Origin of the sequence: Desulforhopalus singaporensis, assembly GCF_900104445.1 — a bacterium.
In the GTDB taxonomy this organism is placed as follows: domain Bacteria; phylum Desulfobacterota; class Desulfobulbia; order Desulfobulbales; family Desulfocapsaceae; genus Desulforhopalus_A; species Desulforhopalus_A singaporensis.
Map to the genome: position 1 here is coordinate 1 of NZ_FNJI01000030.1, position 23869 is coordinate 23869.

The window sequence follows — 23869 nt, forward strand, 5'->3', positions numbered from 1 at the left end:
CACAACGTTGATAGGTCGGGTGTGGAAGCGTGGCAACACGTGGAGCTTACCGATACTAATAAGCCGTGCGGCTTATCCATATTTTTTGATTAATACTCTACTGATTGCTCTACTATTCGATTATCTGAGTTACTATAGGAAGGCGGGTCGCAATCCCACCCCCCTTCCCTGCTAAAGGAAACAAACAGATTTTTCCGGCGGTCATAGCGAAGAGGCTCCACCCGTTCCCATTCCGAACACGGAAGTTAAGCTCTTCTGCGCCGATGGTACTGCACGGGCGACTGTGTGGGAGAGTAGGTCGCCGCCGGTTTTATATATAAAGCCCCGTAATGCAAATGCATTACGGGGCTTTTTTGTTTGGGCATGTTGAAAAAAACTCCTCTTACGTGATCACGCCTGATAAGCAACTTGCGCCGGTCGATCAACCTGGTTGTTTGCTCAAAGATGTTTTTCCTGCTAAATCAAATAGAAAAATATAATTGCTATATGTTATAATACGAGATTTTACCATTGTGGCAATAAATGCGAACAACGATTATGGTTGCGAATAAGTAAAAAAGGTTGGATATGCTGCAGTGTCATGAAAGGTCTGCGGTAAACCAGAAATAATACCACATGGTTTTCGGTGCAAGCTCCTTGAAAATCAGGAGCTGTGAAGAGTCAACGTTTTCATTTCATGGCAGAGATGAAAAACAACTATTCCACATTGATGCACCGATTTTCAAAAAGTTCATATAAAGAGGAAAACGTGAAGATAAAGAAGGCCGTTTTTCCGGTTGCAGGACTGGGCACCAGGTTTTTGCCGGCGACTAAGGCTATGCCCAAGGAGATGCTTCCTGTGGTCGATAAGCCAATCATTCAATATGCAGTGGAAGAAGCACTGGCATCTGGAATAGAACAGATCATATTTGTCACCGGCAGCGGCAAGACCGCTCTTGAAAATCATTTCGACTGTCAATACGAACTTGAAGATACCCTTCGTAACCGGGGGAAAATTGATCTTCTCAAAACTATCGAATCGCTGGTTCCTAAATCGGGGACCATCATTTATACCAGGCAGAGCGAGCCGCTCGGATTGGGACATGCCATATGGTGTGCAAGGGATATTGTGGGAGATGAACCGTTTGCGGTGCTGCTCGCCGATGATCTTATCCAGAGCGAGGTGCCGGTTCTGTACCAGATGATGATGGAGTTCGACAGGCTTCGGGCGTCAATGGTCGCCACTATCGAGGTGCCGATGGAGGATACCAATAAATACGGAATACTGGATGCGGAAGAAGCGTATAACGGTACGGTGCGTATCCGGTCAATGGTGGAAAAACCCGCCCCGGAAAACGCGCCTTCAAATCTTGCTGCGATAGGCAGATACATATTTACGCCGCGAATTTTCGATCTGCTCGGCAGGCAGGAACAGGGCGCCGGCAATGAAATACAGGTGACCGACTCCATGGTCGAGCTGCTCAAGGAACAACCTATATTCGGGTATAAATTCAAGGGGACGCGCTTTGACTGTGGCGACAAGGTTGGGTTTCAGATGGCCAACATCGCATTTTCTCTAGAACATCCTGAAATAAAAGATAAGCTGACAGAATATCTCAAAAAGATCATATCCTGAATTTTCAATGGTAGGGCCGTCCCTCTGTTCTTGAGGCTGCAGGCTAACAGGAACTAGCAGTTGAGACCAGGTTGGCTGATGACAAATCGGCTGTGAGGAACTAATACGTGTATCGTCCGGGGAATATATGAATGTAACAGTTTTTGGTATCGGGTATGTGGGTCTGGTGCAGGCTGCCGTTCTTGCCGATGTCGGCCATAATGTATGTTGTGTGGATGTGGATCAGAAAAAAATCGATGATTTAAAAAACGGGATTATACCAATCTTCGAGCCTGGTCTCACCGATCTTGTGGTTGATAATTTCAAGAAAGAACGGCTCCAGTTCACCACAGATGCCCAGACAGGGGTCGACCATGGCGAACTGCAGTTTATTGCCGTGGGAACTCCGCCTGACGAAGACGGGAGTGCCGATTTGAGCTATGTTTTATCGGTTGCGGGGAAGATCGCTTCCATCATGGACAGTCCGAAGATTATTATCAACAAGTCCACCGTTCCCGTTGGTACTGCGGACAGGGTTAGGAGCCATATTAGTGACATCTTGTCGATGCGGGGTCTGGATATTTCATATGATGTGGTTTCAAATCCGGAATTCCTTAAGGAAGGCTCCGCTCTTGAGGACTGCATGCGCCCTGAGAGAATTATAATTGGAACAGACAGTGAGGACGCCGAATTCTTGATGCGCGAACTCTATGAGCCTTTTAGCCGTAATCGTGACAAGGTGATGATTATGGACGTGCGCAGCGCCGAATTTACCAAATATGCAGCGAACTGCATGCTCGCAACCAAGATATCGTTTATGAATGAAATGGCAAATCTTGCCGAGCGGCTGGGCGTCGATATAGAGGAGGTAAGAAAAGGCATCGGTTCCGATTCCCGTATCGGCTACCATTTCATTTATCCGGGATGCGGATACGGCGGATCGTGTTTTCCAAAAGATGTTCAGGCGCTTGAGAGATCGGCAAGAGAGATTGGCTATGACGCTAAGATTTTAAAAGCCGTCGAAGAGGTGAATCATAGTCAAAAAGAAGTCCTGTTTCACCATGTGAAGTCTTTTTATAACGGTAAAAGCCTTGCCGGGAAGACTTTTGCCGTCTGGGGGCTGGCGTTCAAGCCCAATACCGATGATATGCGGCAAGCTTCGTCGCGGGTGCTGCTTGAGGCGCTCTGGCAAGAAGGAGCCAAGGTCCAAGCTTACGATCCCGAAGCGATGGAAGAAGCTCAGCGAATCTATGGAATCCGTGACGATATGGTTCTCATGGGTACCAAGGAAGCCGCGCTGCACAATGCCGACGGGTTGATAATCGTAACCGAATGGAAATCGTTCAGGGTGCCCGATTTTGAAAAGATGCTTGAAGAACTCAAGGACAAGGTTATTTTTGATGGCCGCAACCTCTACGATCCAAAGAGGGTGGAGGCTCATGGCTTGAGTTATTACGGTATCGGACGGGGACGGTCGATAATAAAAAAACAGTAAAGGTAAGTTAACTCGATCGGTACCGGAGCAACTTGTACCATAAAAAGCTTACCGCAAAAATATATCAGCTCTGAAGACAAGATGAAGAAAAAAGCGTTAATTACAGGAATTACAGGTCAGGACGGGGCTTACCTCGCCGAGTTTCTTTTGGATAAAGGGTATGAGGTTCACGGCATCAAGCGAAGGGCGTCCCTTTTTAATACGGATCGTATAGATCACTTGTATCAGGATCCTCACATGGAGGATCGGAACTTCATCCTTCATCACGGCGACCTGACCGACTCTTCGAGCCTTATCCATATTATTGGTAAAATAAAGCCCGATGAAATTTATAACCTGGCGGCTCAGTCGCACGTCGCTGTATCTTTCGAGGAACCGGAATACACCGCGAACTCTGATGCACTGGGAACGCTGCGATTGCTCGAAGCGGTAAGGATTCTCGGCCTGACCGAAAAAACAAAATTTTACCAGGCCTCCACTTCGGAACTGTTCGGCAAGGTACAGGAGGTACCGCAAACTGAAAAGACGCCATTTTATCCGCGATCGCCATATGCCGTCGCCAAGATGTACGCATACTGGATCGTCGTCAATTACCGGGAAGCGTACAATATTTATGCGTGCAACGGTATCCTGTTCAATCACGAGTCGCCGCTGCGCGGAGAAACCTTCGTCACCAGGAAAATAACCAGGGCCATGGCCAGGATTTTTCTTGGTCTGCAGGATTGTCTTTATCTCGGCAATCTCGACGCCAAGAGGGACTGGGGCCATGCCCGCGATTACGTGCAGATGCAGTGGCTGATGCTGCAGCAGGATCGCCCAGAGGATTTTGTCATCGCCACCGGAGAGCAACATTCGGTTCGCGATTTTGTCAATGCGGCGGCAGCTGAACTGGGTGTAACCATCCGGTGGCAGGGGGCCGGTGTCGACGAGGTGGGGATAGTGGAAAAAACAGTCGAAGGCGCCAATGACGCAACCATGATGCCCGGACGTACCATAGTGAAAATTGATCCCCGCTATTTTCGCCCCACCGAAGTGGAGTCTTTACTCGGGGATGCGAGCAAGGCCAGGGAAAAGCTGGGCTGGACGCCGGCAACATCTTTTAGCGAGCTGGTAGCCGAGATGATGCGGTACGATCTGGACGAGGCCAGAAAGGACGAACTGTGCCGCAAGGAAGGATTCACGATTTTAAACCATCACGAGTAGAGTCGGCCGATGATTGGACCAGATGAAAGAATTTTTGTGGCGGGCCATCGGGGAATGGTCGGGGCAGCGGTTGTCAGGCAACTGCGCCGACAGGGATGTCGCAATATAATCACCCGCAGTCATGACGAGCTCGATCTTGTTGATCAGGGCAGGGTAAAGGATTTTTTCAAGGGCGAAAAAATAGACCGGGTTATTCTGGCTGCCGCCAGGGTCGGCGGGATTCATGCCAATAACCGCTATCCAGCCGAATTTATCTACACCAACCTGATGATACAGTCCAATGTCATTCATCAGGCTTTCAAATGCGGGGTGGAAAAGCTTCTTTTTCTCGGCAGCTCGTGTATTTATCCGAAATATTCCCCTCAGCCCATGAAGGAGAGCCATCTTCTCACCGGGACTCTGGAGCCGACCAATGAGCCCTACGCAATAGCGAAAATTGCAGGGATCAAGATGTGTGAGTCGTATAACAGGCAGTATGGCACTTGCTATCGTTCGGTAATGCCTACCAACCTCTATGGGCCGGGTGACAATTATCATCTTGAGAACAGCCACGTGATTCCGGCGATGGTGCGAAAGTATCACCTGGCAAAGCTGGCAATGGATGGTAACGTCGCGGCGATAGAGGCGGACCAGGCTCGCTACGGCAAGATTCCTGAAGATATTAGCCGGGCGATCGGCTACCGGCAGGATTTAAAAAAACTTTCCGACGATAAAAGGTGTGAGGTGGTTTTGTGGGGTAGTGGTACGCCAAGGCGTGAATTTCTGCATGTCGATGATATGGCCGGAGCCTGCGTTCATGTAATGTCGCTTGACCAGTCGTTGTTTGTCGGCGCAAATCCCTCCTTTGTCAACGTGGGGGCAGGAAAAGATATCCCGATTTCGCAGATCGCTCAGATTATTGCCGAGCTTGTAGGGTATAAAGGAATTACCAGGTTTAATAGTGATCAACCGGACGGTACCCCGAGAAAACTACTCGACATCACCAGGTTGAGCCAGCTTGGCTGGAAACCGGCATACAGCCTGAAAGAAGGTCTTGAAAACGCCTATGAGGCGTATCTGTCAGGGACAGACAGCAGATAATCAACGACGTGGGAGGTCCACCCGGAAAATGAGCGCCGGGTGGAGCGATGGACCACTTTTTGCCGTGTTATTCTTCGATACGCGCCCGGAAGCGTCTTATCATGTCGTTTCTGATCAGATGGTGATCGAGGTGATAGATATCGGCGGGAAAAAGGAGTTCCATAACGCCGGTATCGAACAGGCGCTTGACCTCGTATTCGTCATGGGCAACGTCTTTCTGGTACATATAGTTGAGCCAGGACCGGTTGGTGTGGATAATAAACTCAACGCGCATGCCGCCCAGCCTGGCAAAGAATTTTATCATCTCGGTCTTGGTACTCGAACCGATCGCGCTTGACTGATACGGTGACGGCCCCGACAGGGTATCGGTAATATCCTCCAGAACCATAAAGCTGTCCGCCTTGGATGCGCTTCTGGTCATATGGTATTGAAAGGTCTTGATATCGGCGACCGAATCAAGAACCGCCATCAGGCCAAGTTCGTCGTCTACGGCGACAGCAGGATTTTTTTCATTTTTCCGCAACAACTTCAGCACCTTTGCTTCCGGCGGTTTTTTCCTGATCGAGACATATATGGGAATATCCTTGTTGCCGATGCGGAACCTTCTCCGTTTCAGCAGCGTCAGCTTGGTTCCCGGTGCAATGGTCACCTTTGCGGCGGCATTGCTGTCGATTACCGTGACGGTTTGGCAGCTGTAATCTTCCGGGTTGTGGGTTGATTTCAGATAGATAATGTCGTGTTCGCCAATTTTTTGCGATTTACTCCATACGTAATCGTTGAGAAAGTGGAGAAAAGCGGAAAATTTTTCTTCTATCTGGGTCTCCCTTTCCCGCTGGTCGATGCTGCCGGCAAGGGTCATCAGGACCAGCTTCCGTCTCGCTTCAAATCGTGCCTTCTTATGATAGCGGTCGTTGAACATGATGAGCAGCAGGGTTACCGGATCGTTGGCCACCTCTATCTCGTTGGTGGTCGCAATGTAGGAAGCGTACGGTTTTAAGATTTTTACCTTCAGCGAGTTGGCGACGGCGTCGGCCGTCCGTGCATATTGTTGTACCCTGGCCTCGACTTCTCTTGCCGTCCCGTGGAGCCCGAACATGTTGCCGAGCAGGCCGAAGGCACGGCGGCTTCGTTCGGCCTGCATCTCTGGGGCATTGAGCAGTTCAGGTATCTGGGAGAAGCTTTCTATCCCGAGGAATTCAAAGATCTGGCTGCGCAGAGCCCGGTATTTGGTGGCGTTGATCCTGTTGTAACAGAGACATTTTACCCAGGTCCTAGTTCTCGCACTGAAGGGACTGCACAGGTTTACGCTATCCTCCACCGCCAGGGGGCCCTGTTGCTTCAGTGAGGTAAAAACGCTGTCTTCGCTGATTACTGACATGATTTGCACCGGCTGAAATGGTAGATGAAGAGTTTAAAACAATGGGCATTATCAGTACAACATAATATAATCAGGCAGAAGGTGCGACAGTAAAGAGATGTCCTGCTGTCTAGCGACAAAACTCCCCTTGAGTTTTGTTATTATATTTGTTACCCACAACGATGGTTGCATGCTGTAGCAGACCGCAAAATATTTTTACAATCATAAGGTGATTCTATGTATAAAAATTTCAGCCTGGTGCCCAAAGTAATGTTTGGCAGGGGATCGTTCGCTCAACTGGGAGATGTCCTTGAGGAAAGGCGGACCAATTCCGATGGTTTTGTGGTGTTTGTTCTCGATGACGTGTTTGCAGGCAGCGAGCTTGAAAAGAGATTGCCGGTTGAAGATGGCGATATGGTGCTTTATGTAAATGTCGATGATGAACCGAAAACCGAATATACCGACCTGCTGGTCGACAAGGTGAAACAACACAACACGATTCTGCCGGACGGGATCGTGGGCATAGGCGGCGGATCGACACTGGATATCGCCAAAGTTGTTTCACTGATGCTGACCAACCCAGGCTCTTCAGCTGATTACCAGGGATGGGATCTTATCAAGAATCCTGCCGTCTATCATGTCGGCATTCCCACCCTGGCCGGGACAGGAGCGGAAATATCGAGGACGGCGATTCTCACTGGTCCTGAAAAAAAACTGGGTATCAACTCCGATTATACGCTGTATGATCAGGTTATTCTTGATCCCGAGCTGCTCAAGGGAGTTCCGAAAGACCAGTGGTTCTACACCGGGATGGACTGTTACATTCATGACGTGGAGTCTCTTAAGGGAACATTTATCAACGAGTTCAGCAAGGCCTATGGTGAAAAGTCGATAGATATGTGTCGCCAGATCTTTCTGGAAGATCATCCCGATGCAGACGATAAGCTGATGATGGCTTCCTATTTTGGAGGAATGTCCATTGCATATTCCCAGGTCGGCGCATGCCATGCGCTGTCATATGGTTTATCTTATGTCCTCGGTACCCATCACGGAATTGGCTGCTGCATGGCTTTTGACGCGCTTGATGAAATCTATCCCGAGGGAGTCCTGGAATTCAGGAAGATGATGGACCGCCACCAGATAGTATTGCCGAAGAAGGTGGCTGCGCCCCTGTCCCAGGAGAAGCTGCAGTTGATGGTGACCACCGCATTGAACCTGACGCCGTTGTGGGAAAACTGCCTCGGGCCCGACTGGCGGCACATAATGACCCGGGAAAAATGTCTTGAACTATACCTGAGGATGTAGCTGTAGATGAGAAGAACGAATGCGGTTGATGCTGCGGACCCAGCCATATGTCAGCAGATAGCAACCGGTATGAAAAGGGCGCTGCCGATTGTGCTGGGCTATGTGCCGATAGGTTTTGCCTACGGGGTGCTTGCCGGCAAAAGCGGAATATCGGAAGCCAATGCGCTGCTGATGTCTCTTATTGTTTTTGCCGGCTCGGCCCAGTTCATTGCTGTCGGTCTTTTTGCCAGCGGCACGGGGCCGGCGGCGGTCATAGTGACCACTTTCGTGGTGAATCTCAGGCACCTGCTGATGGCGGCTTCGCTGGCCCCTCACATGTCGGCCTGGAAGAAAAAATATCTGTCCTTTTTTGCTTTTGAGCTCACCGACGAAACATTTGCACTACATTCCACCAGGGTGTCAATCCTCAACCAGTGCCGACCAGAAGCGTTGGCGCTCAACGTTGCCGCCCAGGCGTCTTGGGTGGCTGGAACGATCCTTGGCCTTTTTGCTGCAGAGCTGATTGGGGATGTGAAACCGCTTGGTCTCGATTATGCGCTGGCAGCGATGTTTATCGGTCTGCTGGTCGGACAATGCGATTCCATTATCAAGATTGTAACCGCAATTCTTGGCGGAGGTATTGCCACCGTTCTTTTCCTCGCCGGTTTTCAACAGTTTCATATCATAATAGCGACGGTTATTGCGGCAACTGCAGGGCTGGGGGTGGAGCAATGGATCAAGAAGTAATTTTCTGGACTATTCTTGGAATGGCCCTGGTTACCTACATTCCGCGGCTGCTTCCGACCCTTTTTTTGAGCGGCAGGAAGCTGAATCCGATTGCAGGTGCATGGCTCAGGTTGATCCCTCCCGCAGTACTCTCAGCCATGCTGTTGCCGTCGCTGATCGTTCGGGAACAGAGGCTGGACCTCAGCTTTGACAATCTGTTTTTTGTCGCTGCACTTATCGCGTTTCCCGTAGCCTATCGCTTCAAGTCGCTATCGGCAACGGTAGTTGTCGGCATGGGTGTCGTTGCGCTTGGCCGGTACCTCGGGTGGAGTACGTGAACCGGGAAGCAATCGTTACCGAGCTGTTGTCATGGTTTTTCCGGGTCAAAAGGGATCTTCCATGGCGGAGCACCTATGACCCTTATCATGTCTGGGTGTCGGAGATTATGCTGCAGCAGACCCAGATGGAAAGGGGGATCAGGTACTTTCTCGAATGGATCGAAAGATTTCCGGACCTTGTAAGCGTGGCACAGGCTCCGGAGCAGGAGATCCTCAAGATGTGGGAAGGGCTCGGATATTACAGCCGGGCCAGGAATCTTCACAGGGCGGCCAAAATAATGATCCGGGAACATGGCGGTGTCGTTCCCTGCTCATCCGCCGCGCTGATCGGACTGCCGGGAATCGGACCCTATACCGCTGCCGCCATCGCCTCCATTGCCGGTAATGAAGATATTGCGGCGGTGGATGCCAATGTCTGCCGGGTTTTTTCAAGACTGTTTGACATTGCCGAGCCGATAAAAACCTCCAAGGCGAGAAACAGGATAAGTTCCTTGGCGGAAGAACTGCTGCCCAGAGGGAGAGCAAGGCAGTTCAACCAGGCGCTGATGGACCTTGGGGGGCTGGTATGTACCCCGAAAATCCCGCGATGCAGTGATTGCCCCTTACATAAGGAGTGCAGGGCCTGCAACAATGGTCTGGTACAGTTGCGCCCGGTCAAGAGCCCCGGAGTGCAGGCAAAAGAAATCCACAGGGTTGTCGGGCTTATTCACCATGATGAAAGAATATTTATCCAGCAGCGCGGCGTAGGCGGTGTCTGGCCTCATTTGTGGGAGTTTCCCGGGACCGATCTGCAGGGGAGGCGGCAAAAAGTGGATGAAGAAAAAGTAAGAAAACTGCTCAGACGAAGTATCTTTGATGAAACAGGGTTGGCGGTTACGGTTCATGACCCGGTTGCGTCGGTCAGGCACCAGTACACCAGCAACAGGGTCGTGCTCGATTGTTATTTCTGCAGCCTTACACGGCAGGACCATGTCCCTGTATTACGATCGGCTGTAAACTCCAGCTGGGTAGCACCTGACCAGCTGGAGCACTACAGTTTTCCGGCAGGACCGCGAAAGATCCTTGAGCAGCTGGAAAACCGGTGGACCGAAATTATAACCGCTGCGTGAGTTGGGCGGCTGCCGCCGTTTCAGACAATATACCCCTGTTCTTCAAGATAGAGCATGATCTCCTGCACCGCTTCCATCGGCGTTATATCGGAAGTGTCGATTGTCAGCTCGGGGTTTGACGGCGGGATGTAGGGATCGGTTATCCCGGTGACTCCCTTGACCTTGCCCGCTCTCGCCTTGGCGTATAATCCTTTTCTATCCCGCATTTCACATACTTCCAGCGGGGTTGCCACATACACCTCGATATAGCCGCCGTAACTGCTGATAAGTTCCCTGTTGGCCTGTCTGGACTCCTCATAGGGCGCTATTGGCGCACAGAGGGCAATGCCGCCGTTTTTGGTAATTTCGCTTGCGACAAAACCGATCCTGGTGATATTGAGGTTGCGGTGTTCCCGGGAAAAGGACAGTTCCGACGAGAGGTTTTTTCGTACGATATCACCATCGAGAAGAGTTACCGGGCGGTCGCACATCTCCATGAACTTGACGAGCAGGACCTTGGCGATTGTCGATTTTCCCGACCCGGAGTATCCGGTCAAAAAGATAGTGAAGCCCTGTTTCGATCGGGGAGGAAAAGAGCACTGCAGCTCGTCGACTATTTCCGGATAGGAAAACCAGGTTGGTATATCCTCCCCCTCGATAAGTTTGCGCTGTAATTCACGCGAACTAATATTCGCTACGTCCTCTGAGGGATTTTCCTCAAGAACGATATATCTGTTCTGCTTGCGGTCGTAACCCATGTTTCGCTGGGGGACCATTTCTATGCCTGTTTTATGAGAAAAACTGGCTACAAGTTCCTGGGCCTGGCCGTACGGGTAGAATCGTTTTTCCTGTGAGCTGCCGGTCAGCGGGTCGGCGTGGTCCTCGGCCACCATAAAATGGCTGCATCCGAAGTTTTTTCGCATGATAGCCTGCCACAAGGCTTCTTTGGGGCCCGCTTTGCGGCTGGCAAAAGGGGTCAGGCCGAGTTGGATCATGTTCGGCGGAAACTTGCCGGTAAAAGCCTGATAGCAACGGATCTGGGTATAGTAATTGAGTGCCCCCGGATCGGTCAGGTCAGCCACCGGCTGCAGAAAAATAGCGGCGCTTGCTTCACGGGCGGCATTGATCACCATTTCACGATGGGCGCAGTGCAGATAATCGTCGGTGTGGAATCCGAGAACCCTGCGCCAGCCGTTCATGGTGAAGATCCGGACAGTCTCCGAGGGGCTGAGGCGAAGGTGGCGGAAGTCGTAGTGGATCGGTAGGCTGACACCTTCGAGGCTCCCGCCGAGGCAGCTTGAGCCGACACGGTCAAAGAGATGTCTGATACCCGGATGCCCGGAACTGTCTTCGGTGCCGTAAACCGAGGAGGCTTCAAGTTTCTTTTGCGGCTTCCATATCTGTTCAATGGTCAGAATTGCCAGCAGAAATCCTTCCTGGTCGTTCAGAGCGACCCTCTGTCCCTGTTTCAGGGATGTGGCCAGGGAGTCAGGGATGTCAAGATAAATGGGCATCGGCCAGACCGTCCCATCGGGAAGATGCATGGTCTCAAGAACGCTCAGGTACTCGTCCTGGTTCATATATCCGCTCAGGGGATAAAATCCTCGGTTGAGCAGCAGCTCAAGATCGCATAGCTGACGGGATGACAGGTTGATGGAGACTAATTCCAGAGCCTCCGCTCGTAACGCTTCAATGCGGCGAAAATGAACCAGAAGGCTTTCAGAATGATCGTTTTGCACTATTTTTACTCCCTGGTGACAGCTCAACAACAGAATCGGACAATTGTGTCAAGGTATAGCAAGGTTTTAAAAAAATCAAAGTAAAAACAACATGTCATGGATAATAAACGAGTTCTACGGGGCAATGGTCGGAGCCCATGACGTCTTGTTTTATCAAGGCATCCCTGATTCCTTTTCTGCCGTTTTCGCTCACACAGAAATAATCGATGCGCCACCCGATATTTCTTTTCCTGGCACTGAAGCGGTAGCTCCACCAGGTATATTGTTCCGGTCTCTGGTCGAACATGCGAAAGGTATCGATAAAGCCGGCTTCGACAAAGGTGTTCATCCATTGCCTTTCTTCGGGGGTGAATCCGGCATTTTTCTCATTGTTTTTGGGGTTTTTTAGGTCTATTTCTTTGTGGGCGACATTAAAATCGCCGCAAAGGATTATCGGTTTGATAAGCTCCTTTTTCTTTGCGAACTCAAGAAGGCTTCGGTCAAACCGCAACTTGTAATCAAGCCGCTGTAGTTCGCTGCCGGCGTTTGGAAAGTAGATATTGGTTATGAAAAATTTTTCAAACTCCAGGGTTATGACACGTCCCTCGCAATCAAATTCCACATCGCCAAGTCCGTATTCGACATTGAGCGGAGTGAGCCTGGTGTAGAACCCTACACCGGAATATCCTTTTCTCTCGGCGCTGTGCCAGAACGAGGTATATCCGTCAATATTGGTTATGGTCTCGGACAACTGATCCGGTTGGGCCTTAGTTTCCTGTATTCCTATGATATCGGCGTTAAGCTCGGCAATTATATCCGCAAACCCTTTCTTTTCGACTGCCCGTATTCCGTTGACGTTCCAGGAGATAAATCTCAATTCCCCTCTGTTTTTTTTCTTACCACCAATCTTTCGGGGTACTACGCCTTGTTGCGGACAGATCCTGCAAAGGGGACAGATATCACATTTTGGTCCAACCGGACGACAGATCGACTGGCCAAAGGCAACCAGCAGGGAGTTTACTTTGATCCAGTGCCTCTCGGGCAGGATCTTCCTCAGGGTCATCTCGGTCTGCAGAGGTGTCTTCGTTGCAACATACTTCCATATGTTCATGATCCTGTGAACATGGGTGTCGACACAGATCGCAGGTTTGCCAAACGCCACGCTGACCACCAGGTTGGCCGTTTTTCTGCCGACTCCGGGGAGCTGCACCAGTTCATCGATGGTGTCGGGAACCACGGCGCTGAACTGCTCCAGGCAGTTGGGAAGTTTTTTTAAGTGACGGGCCTTGGTTTTGTAAAAACCAACCGGATAGATCAACCCGGCGATGGTTTCCTCGGACAGCTGAGCAAGGGCTGAAGGGGTCGTGGCCTTGTTGAAGAGCCGTTTGGAAGCCTTGGCGGTGACTTCGTCCTTGGTCCGTGAAGAGAGGATGGTGGCAACGAGAACCTTGAACGGATCCCTGGTCTGTACGGCAATAAGATCGACTACCGGAACATCTGCGTCTTTTACCGCTTTGTCAACTACGGCGAGGAAGTGGTCTATGTCAACTGTCATGGAAATAGCTGTTGGTCTTTTGAAAAAACTTCTTGGTACCGTTTTCTGCGGCTGCGCACTCACCGGGTCTCTGCATCCATAGTGACAGCAAAAAAGTGTGAGGAACAGTTGACCTCACACTTTTTTTCTGCAGTTTGCCCCCAGTCTTACGGCGGGAAAAAATCAGAGGCTCAGTTTATCGGGATCAAAATTTAAGGTCGCAAAATAATCCTGTACCGTCTCCGCACGCCTGATCAGCTCGACTTTGCCGCTTTGGGTCAGCAGCAACTCCTTGGGACGAAGGTTGCCGTTGTAGTTGAATCCCATGGCAATACCGTGTGCTCCGGTATCTGAAATCACGAGAATATCCCCGTTTTCAATAGCCGGCAACAGCCGTTGAATAGCAAATTTATCATTGTTTTCACAAAGCGAACCCACCACGTCGACCGTTTCCTGGTTGGCGGAATCATCTTTGCCGACGACGTTTATATGGTGGTACGCCCCGTAGATCGCCGGGCGCATGAGCGAACTCATCGACGCATCGACTCCGATGTAGGTACGGTAGATATCCTTGCGGTTGATTGCCTTGGTCACCAGCACCCCGTGGGGACCGGTCATGAAACGGCCGCTTTCCATGTACAGAGCGGGCTGATACCCGTGCTTTTTCTCAAATTGGTCAAACAGCACGGTAGTCTCCCTGCCCATGGCTTCAAGGTCAAGACCTTCAGCCCCTGGTTGATACGGAATTCCCAACCCTCCTCCTATGTTGATAAAATCGAAAACGATGCCCAGGTCGGTGGAAATTTCCGCAATAAGCTCCAGAAGCATTTCGGCGGTCTGTACCATGTACTTGTAGTTGAGCTCATTGGAGGCGAGCATGGTGTGGATACCGAATTTTTTCACCCCCATTTCTTTCGCACGCCGATACGCAGTTATGACCTGGTCATGGCTGACACCGTACTTTGACTCGACCGGATTGCCGATAATTTCGTTTCCGGTTCTTCGCTTGCCGGGATTATAGCGGAAACAGAGGAGTTCGGGAATTTCTTCCATCTTGTCCAGGAGAGTTATGTCGTCAAGGTTGAGGATGCAGCCTCCCTGGTCCGCTGCTGCCTTGAAATCCTGTCTACTGGTGTTGTTCGAGGTGAACATGATGTCTTCAGGGGTGGCTCCGATCATGCGGCTCAGGACCAGCTCGGCGATTGAACTGCAATCAAACCCGAATCCCAGGTCTTTCATTATTTTCAGTATGGCCGGATTGGGCAGAGCCTTTACGGCGTAGAATTCCCGAAATTTTTTCACCCCGGAAAAGGCGTCAAGCAGCCTCTTTCCGGTCTCCCGTATTCCTTTTTCGTCATAAATATGGAAAGGGGTGCCGAAGTGTTCGGCAATTGTTTCGACTGTCGGGAAAAGTCGTTGCTGGTATGATGGGGAAATTGGCATAATCGCTAGTCCTTCACTGTTTAGTCTGATTGTGGTAATGGAATACGGCTGGTTTCCTTGAATGTGCTGAGAACAGTCTCGGTTTTCGTGGTTGTCACGCCGGCGATGTTCATGATGCGCTGCTGCAACAGCTGTCCAAGAGATGCTGTATCTTCGCTTCGCACTTTGATCAGGAAGCAGTCTGAACCCGAGACGAAGTGAACTTCCTGTATCTCCTGGATATCCGACAATTTCGCACCGACCTGCTCCGAATATCCGGCCTCTGTGGAAACATGGACGAACGCAACCTGGGCCCGATCGAAACGCTCGGGATTGAGACGTACCTCGTATCCGTCGATGATGCCCTGCTTTTCCATTTTCCGAATTCTTTCGAGAACAGCGGATGGTGCAAGGCCAACTCTTCTGGAAACCTCTACATTTGGAATACGGGCCTTTTCCTGTAATATTTTTAAAATTTGCAAGCTAATATTGTCTATCATTCTCTACCTCATTGGTTGTGTTCCGAATATATTGATGAAAAATAGATAAGTCAAGAATAATGTTCTGGTAATTGATCGTGCTGGAGAATAAAAACAAGATCTGTGTGGCAGGTTCTAAACAGTAGGTCAACCAAAGCCGGACAGGTATCATCAAACCTTCCGATTTCTCAAAATTTACGGGAAAATCGGTCGTAAGATTTTTATCAGTCCTGGCAAGTTATGATAGAATAGTGGATACTGGCACTAGCAGCTGTACATCTGTTTGCGGCCATTAAATCTTTTGCACAAGCTGAAGTATTAAAAGCATCGATAGCCTGGACGGCCGAGGGCGATGCCGATATGCACGGGGGAAAAGTGAGCTATTCCATCACACCGATACTTACCGGAGTACGCAATCCGGATCAGGGAATCATGACGTACCAGCAGGGGTACGGGAAAAGAATCTGGCTGCCGATCTGGGCATTTCTGCTGCAGGGAAAAGATCACACGATAATGGTTGATACCGGTCTTGATGAAAATGAACTCATTACCCCGCCGGGGTTCAAGGAAGAGACCGGCATGGAGCCTGTCACCCTGAGGGAGGGATTACAACAAGAGGGGCTTGTACCCGACGACGTGGACATCGTCATCAATACCCATCTTCATGATGACCACTGCGGCAACAACGGGCTGTTCAACAAAGCGGTATTCTATGTCCACGAAGCGGAAGTGAAATTTTGCAAGAATCCGCACCCGATCGATCATCGTTACGACGACTATTTTATTGAAGGTTTGGAATTTACCTACGTGACGGATGGTCAACAGATAGTCTCCGGGGTAAAGGTCCTCCACAGTCCGGGACACACCATGGGGGGACTTTCGGTGATAGTAAAGACCGGGGAGGGAAATGTTGTCATAACGGGATTCTGCTGCAATAGAAAAAACTTTCCTGAAAACGGACCCGCCGTCTGTCCAGGGGTTCACTTGGATGCGGTGGCTGCATGGGAGTCGATCCAGAGGATCAGGCAGCTGGGGATGACTATTCTGCCGATGCACGATCTGTTGCTGAAAAAAATCAGCGGATAAAATGTAAAAAAGAATGTGACACCCGGGAAAAGATATCATTGACCTGCGTGGTCCGGTGGGAACTGCGTTACCCGGGACGACAATGAAACGGATCTTGCCGGTGTGTCAGAAAGATATGGCAACAGCATGGAGCGATTTACAACCATCACGGTGATTTTTTTTGAAGAGGGGCCAACGTGGCAATAGCGACAGTTATCATTCCAACTCTCAACGAAGAAGAAAATATTGACAACCTGCTCGAGAGACTGGTTGAGGTGCAGCGCGGCAACCCTTTTGCTTTTGATATTCTTTTTGTCGACTCGGCTTCTGAAGATGAAACGCAGCAAAAGGTGCTGGCATGGCAAAAGAGGGCGCCTGTCCGGCTGTTGGCCCAGAAGTTCAATGTTGGTCTTGCCGGTGCTGTCATGGCCGGGGCTCGTCATGCCACTGCTGATCTGGTCGTGGTGATGGATGCCGATCTGAGTCATCCTCCGGAGGATATTCCGCGACTTTTACAGCCTCTTGTGGCCGGTACCAGCAATATGTCTCTTGGAAGCCGTTATACAGCCGGGTCGGCTATGCCGGACTGGCCTGTGGGCAGAAAGATCAAATCGAGGCTGGCGACCATCCCCGCGAGAATGTTCTGCGACGTGAAAGACCCGCTCTCCGGTTTTTTTGCCATCGAGCGTGACCTGCTTGTTTCGCTCCCTGGTACGGTGCCCGGTTTTAAAATAGCCCTGGCGCTCCTTGCGCAATACCGCAAAACAATAAGAGTGGTTGAGATACCGATAGTATTTTGCGATCGTAACTGCGGCAGCTCAAAAATGAGCTGCAGTGTGGTGTTTGCCTACCTGCGCCAGCTGGTGTCGTTGTTTGCAAGACACTATCCGGGCCGATAGTCAAGGTGCTTCATCGCCGGCCAGCCTGGCAGGGTCAAGAAGCTCGGCGAGCCTGTCGTAATCGAGATCGGTCTGCTCAAGTGCCACATCAAAAACAGGTCTTTTTTCCTCCCGGGCGATCTTGGCTATTTCTGCGGCTTTCAGATATCCGATTATCGGGGTGAGTGAAGTTACCAGGAAGGGATTGTATTTCAGGGCGTGGTCGAAAACTTCACTGTTGACTTTGATGTCGGCAATGGCTTTGGTGCCGAGAACGGCGGCGCTTGTGGCAATAAGCGTTGCAGATTCCACCAGTTTCGCGGCGATAAGCGGCAACATGGTGTTGAGCTGGAAGTTGCCCCCAAGGCCTGCAACGCTTACGGCAGTATCGTTGCCGATCACTTGAGCGGCGGCCATGAGCACCGCCTCTGGAATAACCGGGTTGATTTTCGCAGGCATTATCGATGAACCAGGCTGGAGGGCCGGAAGCTGTATTTCAGCAAGTCCCGACAGTGGTCCGGAGTTCATCAGGCGCAGATCGTTGGCAATCTTGCTCAGAACCACCGCGCATGTTTTGAGATGACCTGAGAATTCAACGAAGGTGTCACCGCTTGATTGCCCCTTAAAACTTGAGCTTGCACGGCGAAGGTTCTGGCCGGTCCTGGCGTTGATCTCCTTGAGGGCAATTTCGGTAAACTGGGGATGACAATTCACGCCGCTGCCCACTGCGGTTCCTCCCAGGGGCACCTCAGAAAGTCTCTTCAATAAATCCTTGAATCGTTCCTGGCATTCATCGAGTTGCAGGGCCCACGCTTCAACCTCATCCTCAAGCCTTATCGGCAGGGCATCCATGAGGTGCGTCCTTCCCGTCTTTACCGTATGGCGGTGTTTTTTGCCTAATTGCCTGATCTGTTGCGCGAGGTTGGCAAGGGAAGGGAGAATTTCGCCGGTTATCAGTCTGCATCCGGAGAGGTGGATGGCGGTAGGAATGACGTCGTTGCTGCTCTGTCCAAGATTAACATGATCGTTTGGTGACAGCTCGACCTGAGCGTTGCGAACAGCGCCGGTTATCACTTCGTTGACGTTCATGTTGGTGCTGGTTCCGGATCCTGTCTGGAGGATAGGAACAGGAAACTGGGCGATAGGTTGGTCCCTGAGAAGTCCGGTTACTGCCTGGCATATGAGGTCACCATTTTTCGGCGAGATCAGCCCAATGGCCTTGTTGGCGACAGCGGCTCCCATCTTGATGTACAACAGGGATTCTATGAAAATCCACGGCAGCGGTTCTTTGGAGATTGTAAAGTTTTCCACTGCACGCTGTGTTTGTGCACCGTAGAGCGCGTCGACCGGTACGCCGATTTTTCCCATACTGTCCAGTTCTGTTCTATAAGCACCACCCATGTTGCACCCTCCTTTTTTGCAGGTAGAGAAAGAGCAAGTTTAGATTTGTTGTCCTGCTGTTAGTATAACCCCCTGCATAACGATTTGTAAAAGAGTTGACCTGACGTTTGCAGGTTATTTTCCCATGGAAAGTTTTTTAAGAAGTTTGCCCTGCGTTTCAAGCTCTTTATCGCTTAACAAGGAAAAACGATCGGCGATAATATCACCATGAACGGGGAAAATTCTCCGGATGAGTTGTTCTCCTTCCAGCGTGAGTTCTGTTGAGTGATACTTACAACAGGGGCGGTTTCATATAGTAGATGGCAAAATCCGCCAAGCGCTTTACCGAAAGAGGGGGGAGGGCAGTACAGCAAAGAAAGAAGAGGGGAAAGAGTTGGCCGGCGGTGTGCCGGCCAACGAAGATTCCGGTTATTTCTTCCAGAGCCCGTGCAGGTTGCAGTAAGCGCGGACCGTTACTCCCTCGGCTTCAATAGGAAAGAAAGCTTCGGGTTTGTCACTTGGGCTGAGAAACTGGCGGTAGATAGCATCTCCAACAATAAGGTCGATCCACTCAATCCAGTGCGCTTCAGTCATGGGATGGGCAACGGAACCAACGGTGACCTGATAGCCACCTTCAACTTTTTCAACAACAGGAACATGCTTTTCGACGGCAGCGTCAGTGGTGTTTTCCACCTGCATGGTCATGTTCTGACCGCAACACATCATTTCCGCGCCGCCGGCGCTCAATACTTCAATTACGTTTCCACATATATCGCATTTGTAGATTGCAAGTTTCTGCGCCATTCTAATTCCTCCAGGTTTTATTTAATGTTTAGAACTCATGCGGTCAGCAACGAACATGTGCTGCCCGCCGATTGGCCAAGTAATTTCGGACAACGGCCGGTTGCTCTGATTGGTCACCATCGGTAGGCATAGCTGCAACCGCCGGTTAATAGTAGTGCGAAAAATTATTATTTGCAACTAAAAATAAATTTCATTTGCATCTGAATCTTTCCAAGAGATAGATAGTGTGATACTGTTATAGCAGTTACAATGTGTTATTATATCTCGTAGTTGTACCGAGATGCAAATATTGTCCACCTGTAGGGTGAAAAGGCCAAAATCCAAGCTTTTAAGGAGAGATTATGATTGTCAGGAAAAAAATTGCCGCCGTATTGTCCGCGTATCTATGGTTGACGCTGTCGGTGGTGGCTGTATCGGCAAATGAGTATACGCATCAGCTGGGCGATGAGAAAATTAATTTTGCGTGGAATGTGGATGGCGACAAGCTGCAGGTGAAAATAAGTGGTAAGACCGAAGGGTGGGTAGGAATAGGGTTTAACCCGAGTAAAGAGATGAAGGATGCCAATTTTATCCTCGGTTATGTAAAAAAAGGGGAAGTGAAAATAACCGATGAGTTCGGGGTTGAGACCAACGGTCACCAACCGGACAGGAAACTGGGTGGTCAAGACGATGCGGTCCTGGTAGGCGGCACGGAAGAAAACGGCACCACTGTCATTGAATTCGTTATAAATCTCAAATCAGCAGACGCCTATGACAGCTCCATAGACGTGAATGGCGATACCATAGTGCTGCTGGCTTATGGCGCTGGTCGTGACAGTTTCCGGACCAAACATAAGTATCGGGTTGAGTATAAAGTCAACCTAGCGACTGGTGCTGCTGAAAAAATGTAATTTCAGGGTGATCCATGAAGAGAACTCCTGGCCAAACTCTTTTTGTCATCATGTTGCTGCTGGCCTTCTGGGCACCAGCGAGCATCTCTTTACCCCGGTCATGTCTGGCAAAGGATGACCCGGGCCACGACAACCATGCTGAGCATCATCACCATGATTCTGGTCAGGATCAGGGACAGAATATCGACAACCGATGGGTGGAGGAGAAGACCGGGAGGTTTCTGCCGCTTGACGTGAAGTTTCGCGACGAAAACGGAACGGTATTGAGACTTGGCGACTTCATCGACCGACCGACAATTCTGCTTCCCATCTATTTCTACTGTCCCAACAGTTGCAGCACCAATCTTGCCAATCTTGCGGCAGCCCTGAACAATCTGAAAACAAAAGCCGGTGCGGATTATCGGGTGATAGCTTTGAGTTTCAATGACCAGGAAACTCCGGAGACCGCGGCCAGGGCAAAAAGAAACTATGTCAAACTCCTTGAAAAACAGTTTCCCGCCTCGGAATGGAAATTTTTAACCGGGACGCAGGAGTCGATAAAAACTGTAACTGACGGGATCGGCTTTTCTTTTAAAAAACAGGGGGACGGTACTTTTGTTCATCCGTCGGCCCTGGCCATAATAGGTGAAAACGGCAGGATCATAAGATATGTGTACGGTACTTTTCTCGCCGGGGATATAGATATAGGGATCAGGGATGCCAGGGCCGGCACCCCGTCAAGCTCGGTCAAGCGGTTGCTGAAGTTTTGCTTTAACTACGATCCGGGTGAAAACAACTCGGTTTTCCAACTGGTAAAGATTATCGTACTCTTGCTTTTTGTCGTGGCGATTGTATTCGTTCTTTTCTCTTTCAAGCGCAAAAAACGTTGAAAAGGTGAAGCAAAAAGCTCCATTGTCGCCAGGGAGCTTTTACTACTCCACAGGGGTGATTATGTCTGAAACACACTCTTTTTATGAAATCTCGTCTCCTCCCGGAATGACCGGAATAAAATCGTGGCTGCTGACCCATGACCACAAGCGGCTCGGGTTGATGTATCTGGCTGCGATATTTTTCTGGTTCAATGTAGCGATGATACTCGGGCTGTTGATCAGAACCGAGCTTATGAGCCAGGGGCGAACGATCATGGGACCGGAATTGTACAATTCCTTTTTCACTCTCCATGGCGTTATCATGATTTTTCTTTTTGTTATTCCCGGAATTCCTGCAATCTTTGGTAATTTCTTCCTTCCTATTCAGCTGGGGACCGATGATGTTTTTTTCCCAAGGCTCAACCTGTTCAGCTGGTACCTGTTCATGTTTGGAGGCCTGTTTGCAATAATTTCACTGTTTGTGGGAAAAGGTTTTCCAGACACCGGGTGGACGTTTTACGTGCCGTTTAGTATCGAGGTGGATACCAACGTATCGCTGACCGTGATGGCGGCTTTTATTCTTGGGATGTCGTCACTGCTCACCGGATTAAACTTTGTCACCACCTTTCACCGGATGAGGGATAAGAGCATGGGGTTGATGCAGATCCCCCTTTTTACCTGGTCCTTATACGCCACCGCCTGGGTACAGATTCTCGCAACGCCGGTAATATCGATAACTTTCGTGCTGGTCGTTATGGAGAGGCTGTTGTCTATCGGACTCTTTGACCCGGCAAGAGGGGGCGACCCGATCCTTTACCAGCACCTGTTCTGGATGTATTCCCACCCCGCAGTGTACATTATGATTCTGCCGGGAATGGGGGTTATTTCGGAAATCATTCCCGTTTTTTCAAGAAAATCGATCTTCGGCTATAAGGCTATTGTCTGGTCGTCGATGGGCATCGCGATCGCCGGTTCACTGGTCTGGGCGCATCATATGTATACCAGCGGGATGAGCGATGTGTCAGTTTTTGTGTTCTCTCTGCTGACATTTCTGGTGGCGATCCCTTCGGCGGTCAAAGTCTTTTCCTGGGTAGCCACAATGTATAAAGGGGCGATAGAAATGACGCCGGCGCTGTTGCTCTCGCTGATGTTTATCTATCTGTTCAGTGTCGGCGGACTGACGGGACTGGTACTGGGCTCGGTGGGCACCAACATCCATGTGCATGACACCTATTTTGTCGTTGCCCACTTTCATTTTGTCATGTTCGGCGGAACCGGCTTTGCATTTTTTGCCGCCCTGCATTACTGGTGGCCGAAGATGTTTGGGGTGATGTATCGGTTCCGGCCCGCTTATGTCGGCGCCTGCCTGACTGCAGTCGGGTTCCTGTTTCACTATGTTCCGATGTTCATTCTCGGGATTCAGGGAATGCCGCGGCGCTATTATGATTACCTCCCCCAGTACGAAACTGGTAATTTCCTCGCAGGGTTCGGCGGGTATCTGTTGTGCGCTGGCATCGTTATCATGTTTGCAAATCTGTTGATGAGCTTCAGGCAGGGGGTGGCTGCTCCGGCCGATCCCTGGGGGGCAACCACCCTGGAATGGAAAGTACCCTCGCCGCCGCCGGTTCACAATTTTGTCAAACAACCGGATATAATGGAGTTTCCTTATGATTTTTCCGGGATTGGCAATCAGCCTGGTGCCGGTGCCAGGACGGGAGACAGATGATGAACAGGGAGATCGACACCACCGGAATCAAGATAGGTATGTGGATATTTCTCTATTCGGAAATTATCCTCTTCGGCGGTCTTTTTGTCCTGTATGCCGTTTATCTGCACCGTTATCCGCAATTTTTCTCCGAAGGAGGCAAGGAGCTGGATCGAATAATCGGTACGCTCAATACGGTAATTCTGCTGGTATCCAGTTTTACCGTGGCTTCCTCGGTAACCGCCGTCCAGAGAGGCGAAAAGAAGAAGTGTGCGGCGCTGCTGCTTTTTTCCATATTGTGCGGATTTGGTTTTCTGGTTAACAAATATTTCGAGTGGGGGGCTAAAATTGACCACGGCATCTATCCGAACTCGGAAAGGCTGGTGAACGGAGAGCCTGGGGAAAATATATTTTTCGGGCTTTACTACCTGATAACAGGGCTTCATGGTCTCCACGTTATTGTCGGGATAGTGCTGCTTTGCCTGAGTCTTGTGCTGTTGCTGACGGGTAGGGTAACTGCACAAAGATTCACCATGCTCGACAATTCAGGGCTCTACTGGCATCTTGTCGATTTGATCTGGATATTTGTGTTTCCGCTCTTTTACCTGGTGCTGTAGATGAGAACTGTTGGCGATCCTGTTTTTATGAACCATTCAGGTCAGGGAGGGAAGGGGTAATGGATAGATTCAATAGTGAGAGGTCTTCACACCATATCCTGGGGTACCGACAGCTGGCTGCGGTACTTGCCGGGCTGCTGCTGCTGACGGGAGTTACGGTCGGTGTATCATACATTCACATGGGATTTTTCAACATACCGGTTGCGCTCCTGATCGCCTGCACCAAAGTAACCCTGGTGCTGCTTTTTTTTATGCATTTGAAATACGAAGAAACGATCATCAAGCTCTCCTTTATCGGGACGGTGATTGTTCTTGTTACCTTGATCGGCTTTACTTTTTGGGATGTGGCATTCAGATAACAGTC

At 50.2% G+C, this 23869-nt stretch carries 22 protein-coding genes and 2 rRNA genes; 17 read left to right on the forward strand and 7 right to left on the reverse strand.

Annotated elements, in window-relative coordinates; translation table 11 throughout:
* The 6 genes from BLQ17_RS17070 to BLQ17_RS17095 form a co-directional block, all read left to right on the forward strand.
* Positions 1 to 80, forward strand: a 23S ribosomal RNA gene (locus tag BLQ17_RS17070); the annotation flags it as partial.
* Positions 81 to 193: 113 nt separating this feature from the next.
* Positions 194 to 310 (forward strand): 5S ribosomal RNA (rrf, locus tag BLQ17_RS17075).
* 438 nt (positions 311 to 748) lie between these two features.
* Complete coding sequence (gene galU / locus BLQ17_RS17080; protein WP_092225143.1) at positions 749 to 1615, forward strand: UTP--glucose-1-phosphate uridylyltransferase GalU; 867 nt, start codon at positions 749 to 751, stop codon at positions 1613 to 1615.
* Between the two features lie 127 nt (positions 1616 to 1742).
* Positions 1743 to 3089 (forward strand): UDP-glucose dehydrogenase family protein, encoded by a 1347-nt coding sequence (locus BLQ17_RS17085; RefSeq protein WP_092225051.1) that lies wholly within the window; start codon positions 1743 to 1745, stop codon positions 3087 to 3089.
* A gap of 81 nt (positions 3090 to 3170) precedes the next feature.
* Positions 3171 to 4292 carry a GDP-mannose 4,6-dehydratase gene (gene gmd, locus BLQ17_RS17090; RefSeq protein ID WP_092225052.1) on the forward strand — a complete coding sequence of 374 codons (1122 nt, stop codon included), beginning with the start codon at positions 3171 to 3173 and terminating at the stop codon, positions 4290 to 4292.
* Between the two features lie 9 nt (positions 4293 to 4301).
* Positions 4302 to 5372 (forward strand): GDP-L-fucose synthase family protein, encoded by a 1071-nt coding sequence (locus BLQ17_RS17095; RefSeq protein ID WP_092225054.1) that lies wholly within the window; start codon positions 4302 to 4304, stop codon positions 5370 to 5372.
* A gap of 67 nt (positions 5373 to 5439) precedes the next feature.
* Here BLQ17_RS17095 and BLQ17_RS17100 read toward each other — a convergent pair whose 3' ends face one another.
* Entirely contained in the window at positions 5440 to 6750 is a 1311-nt protein-coding gene (locus BLQ17_RS17100; RefSeq protein ID WP_092225055.1) for a hypothetical protein, read from the reverse strand.
* A gap of 216 nt (positions 6751 to 6966) precedes the next feature.
* Here BLQ17_RS17100 and BLQ17_RS17105 point away from each other — a divergent pair, with 216 nt between their 5' ends.
* From BLQ17_RS17105 to mutY, 4 genes are read left to right on the forward strand one after another with little or no spacing between them, the layout of a single operon-like run.
* The gene (locus BLQ17_RS17105; RefSeq protein ID WP_092225057.1) at positions 6967 to 8034 is read left to right on the forward strand and encodes an iron-containing alcohol dehydrogenase family protein; all 1068 of its coding nucleotides are present in this window, start codon (positions 6967 to 6969) and stop codon (positions 8032 to 8034) included.
* Between the two features lie 6 nt (positions 8035 to 8040).
* Positions 8041 to 8760, forward strand: a complete 720-nt coding sequence (locus BLQ17_RS17110) for an AzlC family ABC transporter permease (protein ID WP_092225059.1) — start codon at positions 8041 to 8043, stop codon at positions 8758 to 8760.
* Positions 8745 to 9077 (forward strand): AzlD domain-containing protein, encoded by a 333-nt coding sequence (locus BLQ17_RS17115; protein ID WP_092225061.1) that lies wholly within the window; start codon positions 8745 to 8747, stop codon positions 9075 to 9077. The genes BLQ17_RS17110 and BLQ17_RS17115 overlap by 16 nt, the downstream gene beginning before the upstream one ends.
* Positions 9074 to 10186 (forward strand): A/G-specific adenine glycosylase, encoded by a 1113-nt coding sequence (gene mutY / locus BLQ17_RS17120; protein ID WP_218121827.1) that lies wholly within the window; start codon positions 9074 to 9076, stop codon positions 10184 to 10186. The genes BLQ17_RS17115 and mutY overlap by 4 nt, the downstream gene beginning before the upstream one ends.
* 20 nt (positions 10187 to 10206) lie before the next feature.
* Here the strand turns inward: mutY and BLQ17_RS17125 are convergent, their stop codons facing one another.
* From BLQ17_RS17125 to BLQ17_RS17140, 4 genes are all read right to left on the reverse strand, one after another.
* Positions 10207 to 11904 (reverse strand): bifunctional sulfate adenylyltransferase/adenylylsulfate kinase, encoded by a 1698-nt coding sequence (locus BLQ17_RS17125; RefSeq protein ID WP_245695216.1) that lies wholly within the window; start codon positions 11902 to 11904, stop codon positions 10207 to 10209.
* Positions 11905 to 11998: 94 nt separating this feature from the next.
* Positions 11999 to 13438, reverse strand: a complete 1440-nt coding sequence (locus BLQ17_RS17130; RefSeq protein ID WP_092225065.1) for an exodeoxyribonuclease III — start codon at positions 13436 to 13438, stop codon at positions 11999 to 12001.
* A 162-nt stretch (positions 13439 to 13600) separates the two neighbouring features.
* Entirely contained in the window at positions 13601 to 14860 is a 1260-nt protein-coding gene (gene lysA, locus BLQ17_RS17135) for a diaminopimelate decarboxylase (protein ID WP_092225067.1), read from the reverse strand.
* 20 nt (positions 14861 to 14880) lie between these two features.
* The gene (locus BLQ17_RS17140) at positions 14881 to 15339 is read right to left on the reverse strand and encodes an Lrp/AsnC family transcriptional regulator (RefSeq protein WP_176761285.1); all 459 of its coding nucleotides are present in this window, start codon (positions 15337 to 15339) and stop codon (positions 14881 to 14883) included.
* A 354-nt stretch (positions 15340 to 15693) separates the two neighbouring features.
* Between BLQ17_RS17140 and BLQ17_RS17145 the strand changes: the two genes are divergently transcribed.
* Complete coding sequence (locus BLQ17_RS17145; protein WP_176761286.1) at positions 15694 to 16404, forward strand: N-acyl homoserine lactonase family protein; 711 nt, start codon at positions 15694 to 15696, stop codon at positions 16402 to 16404.
* Between the two features lie 176 nt (positions 16405 to 16580).
* On the forward strand, positions 16581 to 17282 hold the full coding sequence (locus BLQ17_RS17150) for a polyprenol monophosphomannose synthase (protein WP_092225071.1): 702 nt from the start codon (positions 16581 to 16583) through the stop codon (positions 17280 to 17282).
* Here BLQ17_RS17150 and BLQ17_RS17155 read toward each other — a convergent pair whose 3' ends face one another.
* Together BLQ17_RS17155 and BLQ17_RS17160 are read right to left on the reverse strand one after the other, a co-directional pair.
* Positions 17283 to 18662 carry a class II fumarate hydratase gene (locus tag BLQ17_RS17155; RefSeq protein WP_092225073.1) on the reverse strand — a complete coding sequence of 460 codons (1380 nt, stop codon included), beginning with the start codon at positions 18660 to 18662 and terminating at the stop codon, positions 17283 to 17285.
* Positions 18663 to 19070: 408 nt separating this feature from the next.
* Complete coding sequence (locus BLQ17_RS17160; protein ID WP_092225075.1) at positions 19071 to 19445, reverse strand: desulfoferrodoxin; 375 nt, start codon at positions 19443 to 19445, stop codon at positions 19071 to 19073.
* Positions 19446 to 19786: 341 nt separating this feature from the next.
* On the opposite strand from BLQ17_RS17160, the gene BLQ17_RS17165 reads away from it, so the two are divergent.
* From BLQ17_RS17165 to BLQ17_RS17185, 5 genes are all read left to right on the forward strand, one after another.
* Complete coding sequence (locus BLQ17_RS17165) at positions 19787 to 20335, forward strand: DOMON domain-containing protein (RefSeq protein WP_092225077.1); 549 nt, start codon at positions 19787 to 19789, stop codon at positions 20333 to 20335.
* A gap of 14 nt (positions 20336 to 20349) precedes the next feature.
* Positions 20350 to 21204: an SCO family protein gene (locus tag BLQ17_RS17170; protein ID WP_092225079.1), complete on the forward strand. Its 855-nt coding sequence runs from the start codon at positions 20350 to 20352 to the stop codon at positions 21202 to 21204.
* 61 nt (positions 21205 to 21265) lie between these two features.
* Positions 21266 to 22909, forward strand: a complete 1644-nt coding sequence (locus BLQ17_RS17175) for a cytochrome c oxidase subunit I (RefSeq protein WP_092225081.1) — start codon at positions 21266 to 21268, stop codon at positions 22907 to 22909.
* Complete coding sequence (locus tag BLQ17_RS17180; protein WP_176761287.1) at positions 22906 to 23505, forward strand: cytochrome c oxidase subunit 3 family protein; 600 nt, start codon at positions 22906 to 22908, stop codon at positions 23503 to 23505. The genes BLQ17_RS17175 and BLQ17_RS17180 overlap by 4 nt, the downstream gene beginning before the upstream one ends.
* Positions 23506 to 23564: 59 nt before the next feature.
* On the forward strand, positions 23565 to 23864 hold the full coding sequence (locus BLQ17_RS17185) for a cytochrome C oxidase subunit IV family protein (protein ID WP_092225084.1): 300 nt from the start codon (positions 23565 to 23567) through the stop codon (positions 23862 to 23864).
* Positions 23865 to 23869 lie beyond the last annotated feature (5 nt).

Excerpts from the sequence above, each read along its gene's own strand:
- BLQ17_RS17085 (WP_092225051.1), top strand. The coding sequence starts at position 1,743 with ATGAATGTAACAGTTTTTGGTATCGGGTATGTGGGTCTGGTGCAGGCT.
- gmd (WP_092225052.1), top strand. The coding sequence starts at position 3,171 with ATGAAGAAAAAAGCGTTAATTACAGGAATTACAGGTCAGGACGGGGCT.
- BLQ17_RS17095 (WP_092225054.1), top strand. The coding sequence starts at position 4,302 with ATGATTGGACCAGATGAAAGAATTTTTGTGGCGGGCCATCGGGGAATG.
- BLQ17_RS17100 (WP_092225055.1), bottom strand. The coding sequence starts at position 6,750 with ATGTCAGTAATCAGCGAAGACAGCGTTTTTACCTCACTGAAGCAACAG.
- BLQ17_RS17105 (WP_092225057.1), top strand. The coding sequence starts at position 6,967 with ATGTATAAAAATTTCAGCCTGGTGCCCAAAGTAATGTTTGGCAGGGGA.
- BLQ17_RS17110 (WP_092225059.1), top strand. The coding sequence starts at position 8,041 with ATGAGAAGAACGAATGCGGTTGATGCTGCGGACCCAGCCATATGTCAG.
- BLQ17_RS17115 (WP_092225061.1), top strand. The coding sequence starts at position 8,745 with ATGGATCAAGAAGTAATTTTCTGGACTATTCTTGGAATGGCCCTGGTT.
- BLQ17_RS17130 (WP_092225065.1), bottom strand. The coding sequence starts at position 13,438 with ATGACAGTTGACATAGACCACTTCCTCGCCGTAGTTGACAAAGCGGTA.
- lysA (WP_092225067.1), bottom strand. The coding sequence starts at position 14,860 with ATGCCAATTTCCCCATCATACCAGCAACGACTTTTCCCGACAGTCGAA.
- BLQ17_RS17140 (WP_176761285.1), bottom strand. The coding sequence starts at position 15,339 with ATGATAGACAATATTAGCTTGCAAATTTTAAAAATATTACAGGAAAAG.
- BLQ17_RS17155 (WP_092225073.1), bottom strand. The coding sequence starts at position 18,662 with ATGGGTGGTGCTTATAGAACAGAACTGGACAGTATGGGAAAAATCGGC.
- BLQ17_RS17160 (WP_092225075.1), bottom strand. The coding sequence starts at position 19,445 with ATGGCGCAGAAACTTGCAATCTACAAATGCGATATATGTGGAAACGTA.
- BLQ17_RS17165 (WP_092225077.1), top strand. The coding sequence starts at position 19,787 with ATGATTGTCAGGAAAAAAATTGCCGCCGTATTGTCCGCGTATCTATGG.
- BLQ17_RS17170 (WP_092225079.1), top strand. The coding sequence starts at position 20,350 with ATGAAGAGAACTCCTGGCCAAACTCTTTTTGTCATCATGTTGCTGCTG.
- BLQ17_RS17175 (WP_092225081.1), top strand. The coding sequence starts at position 21,266 with ATGTCTGAAACACACTCTTTTTATGAAATCTCGTCTCCTCCCGGAATG.
- BLQ17_RS17180 (WP_176761287.1), top strand. The coding sequence starts at position 22,906 with ATGATGAACAGGGAGATCGACACCACCGGAATCAAGATAGGTATGTGG.
- BLQ17_RS17185 (WP_092225084.1), top strand. The coding sequence starts at position 23,565 with ATGGATAGATTCAATAGTGAGAGGTCTTCACACCATATCCTGGGGTAC.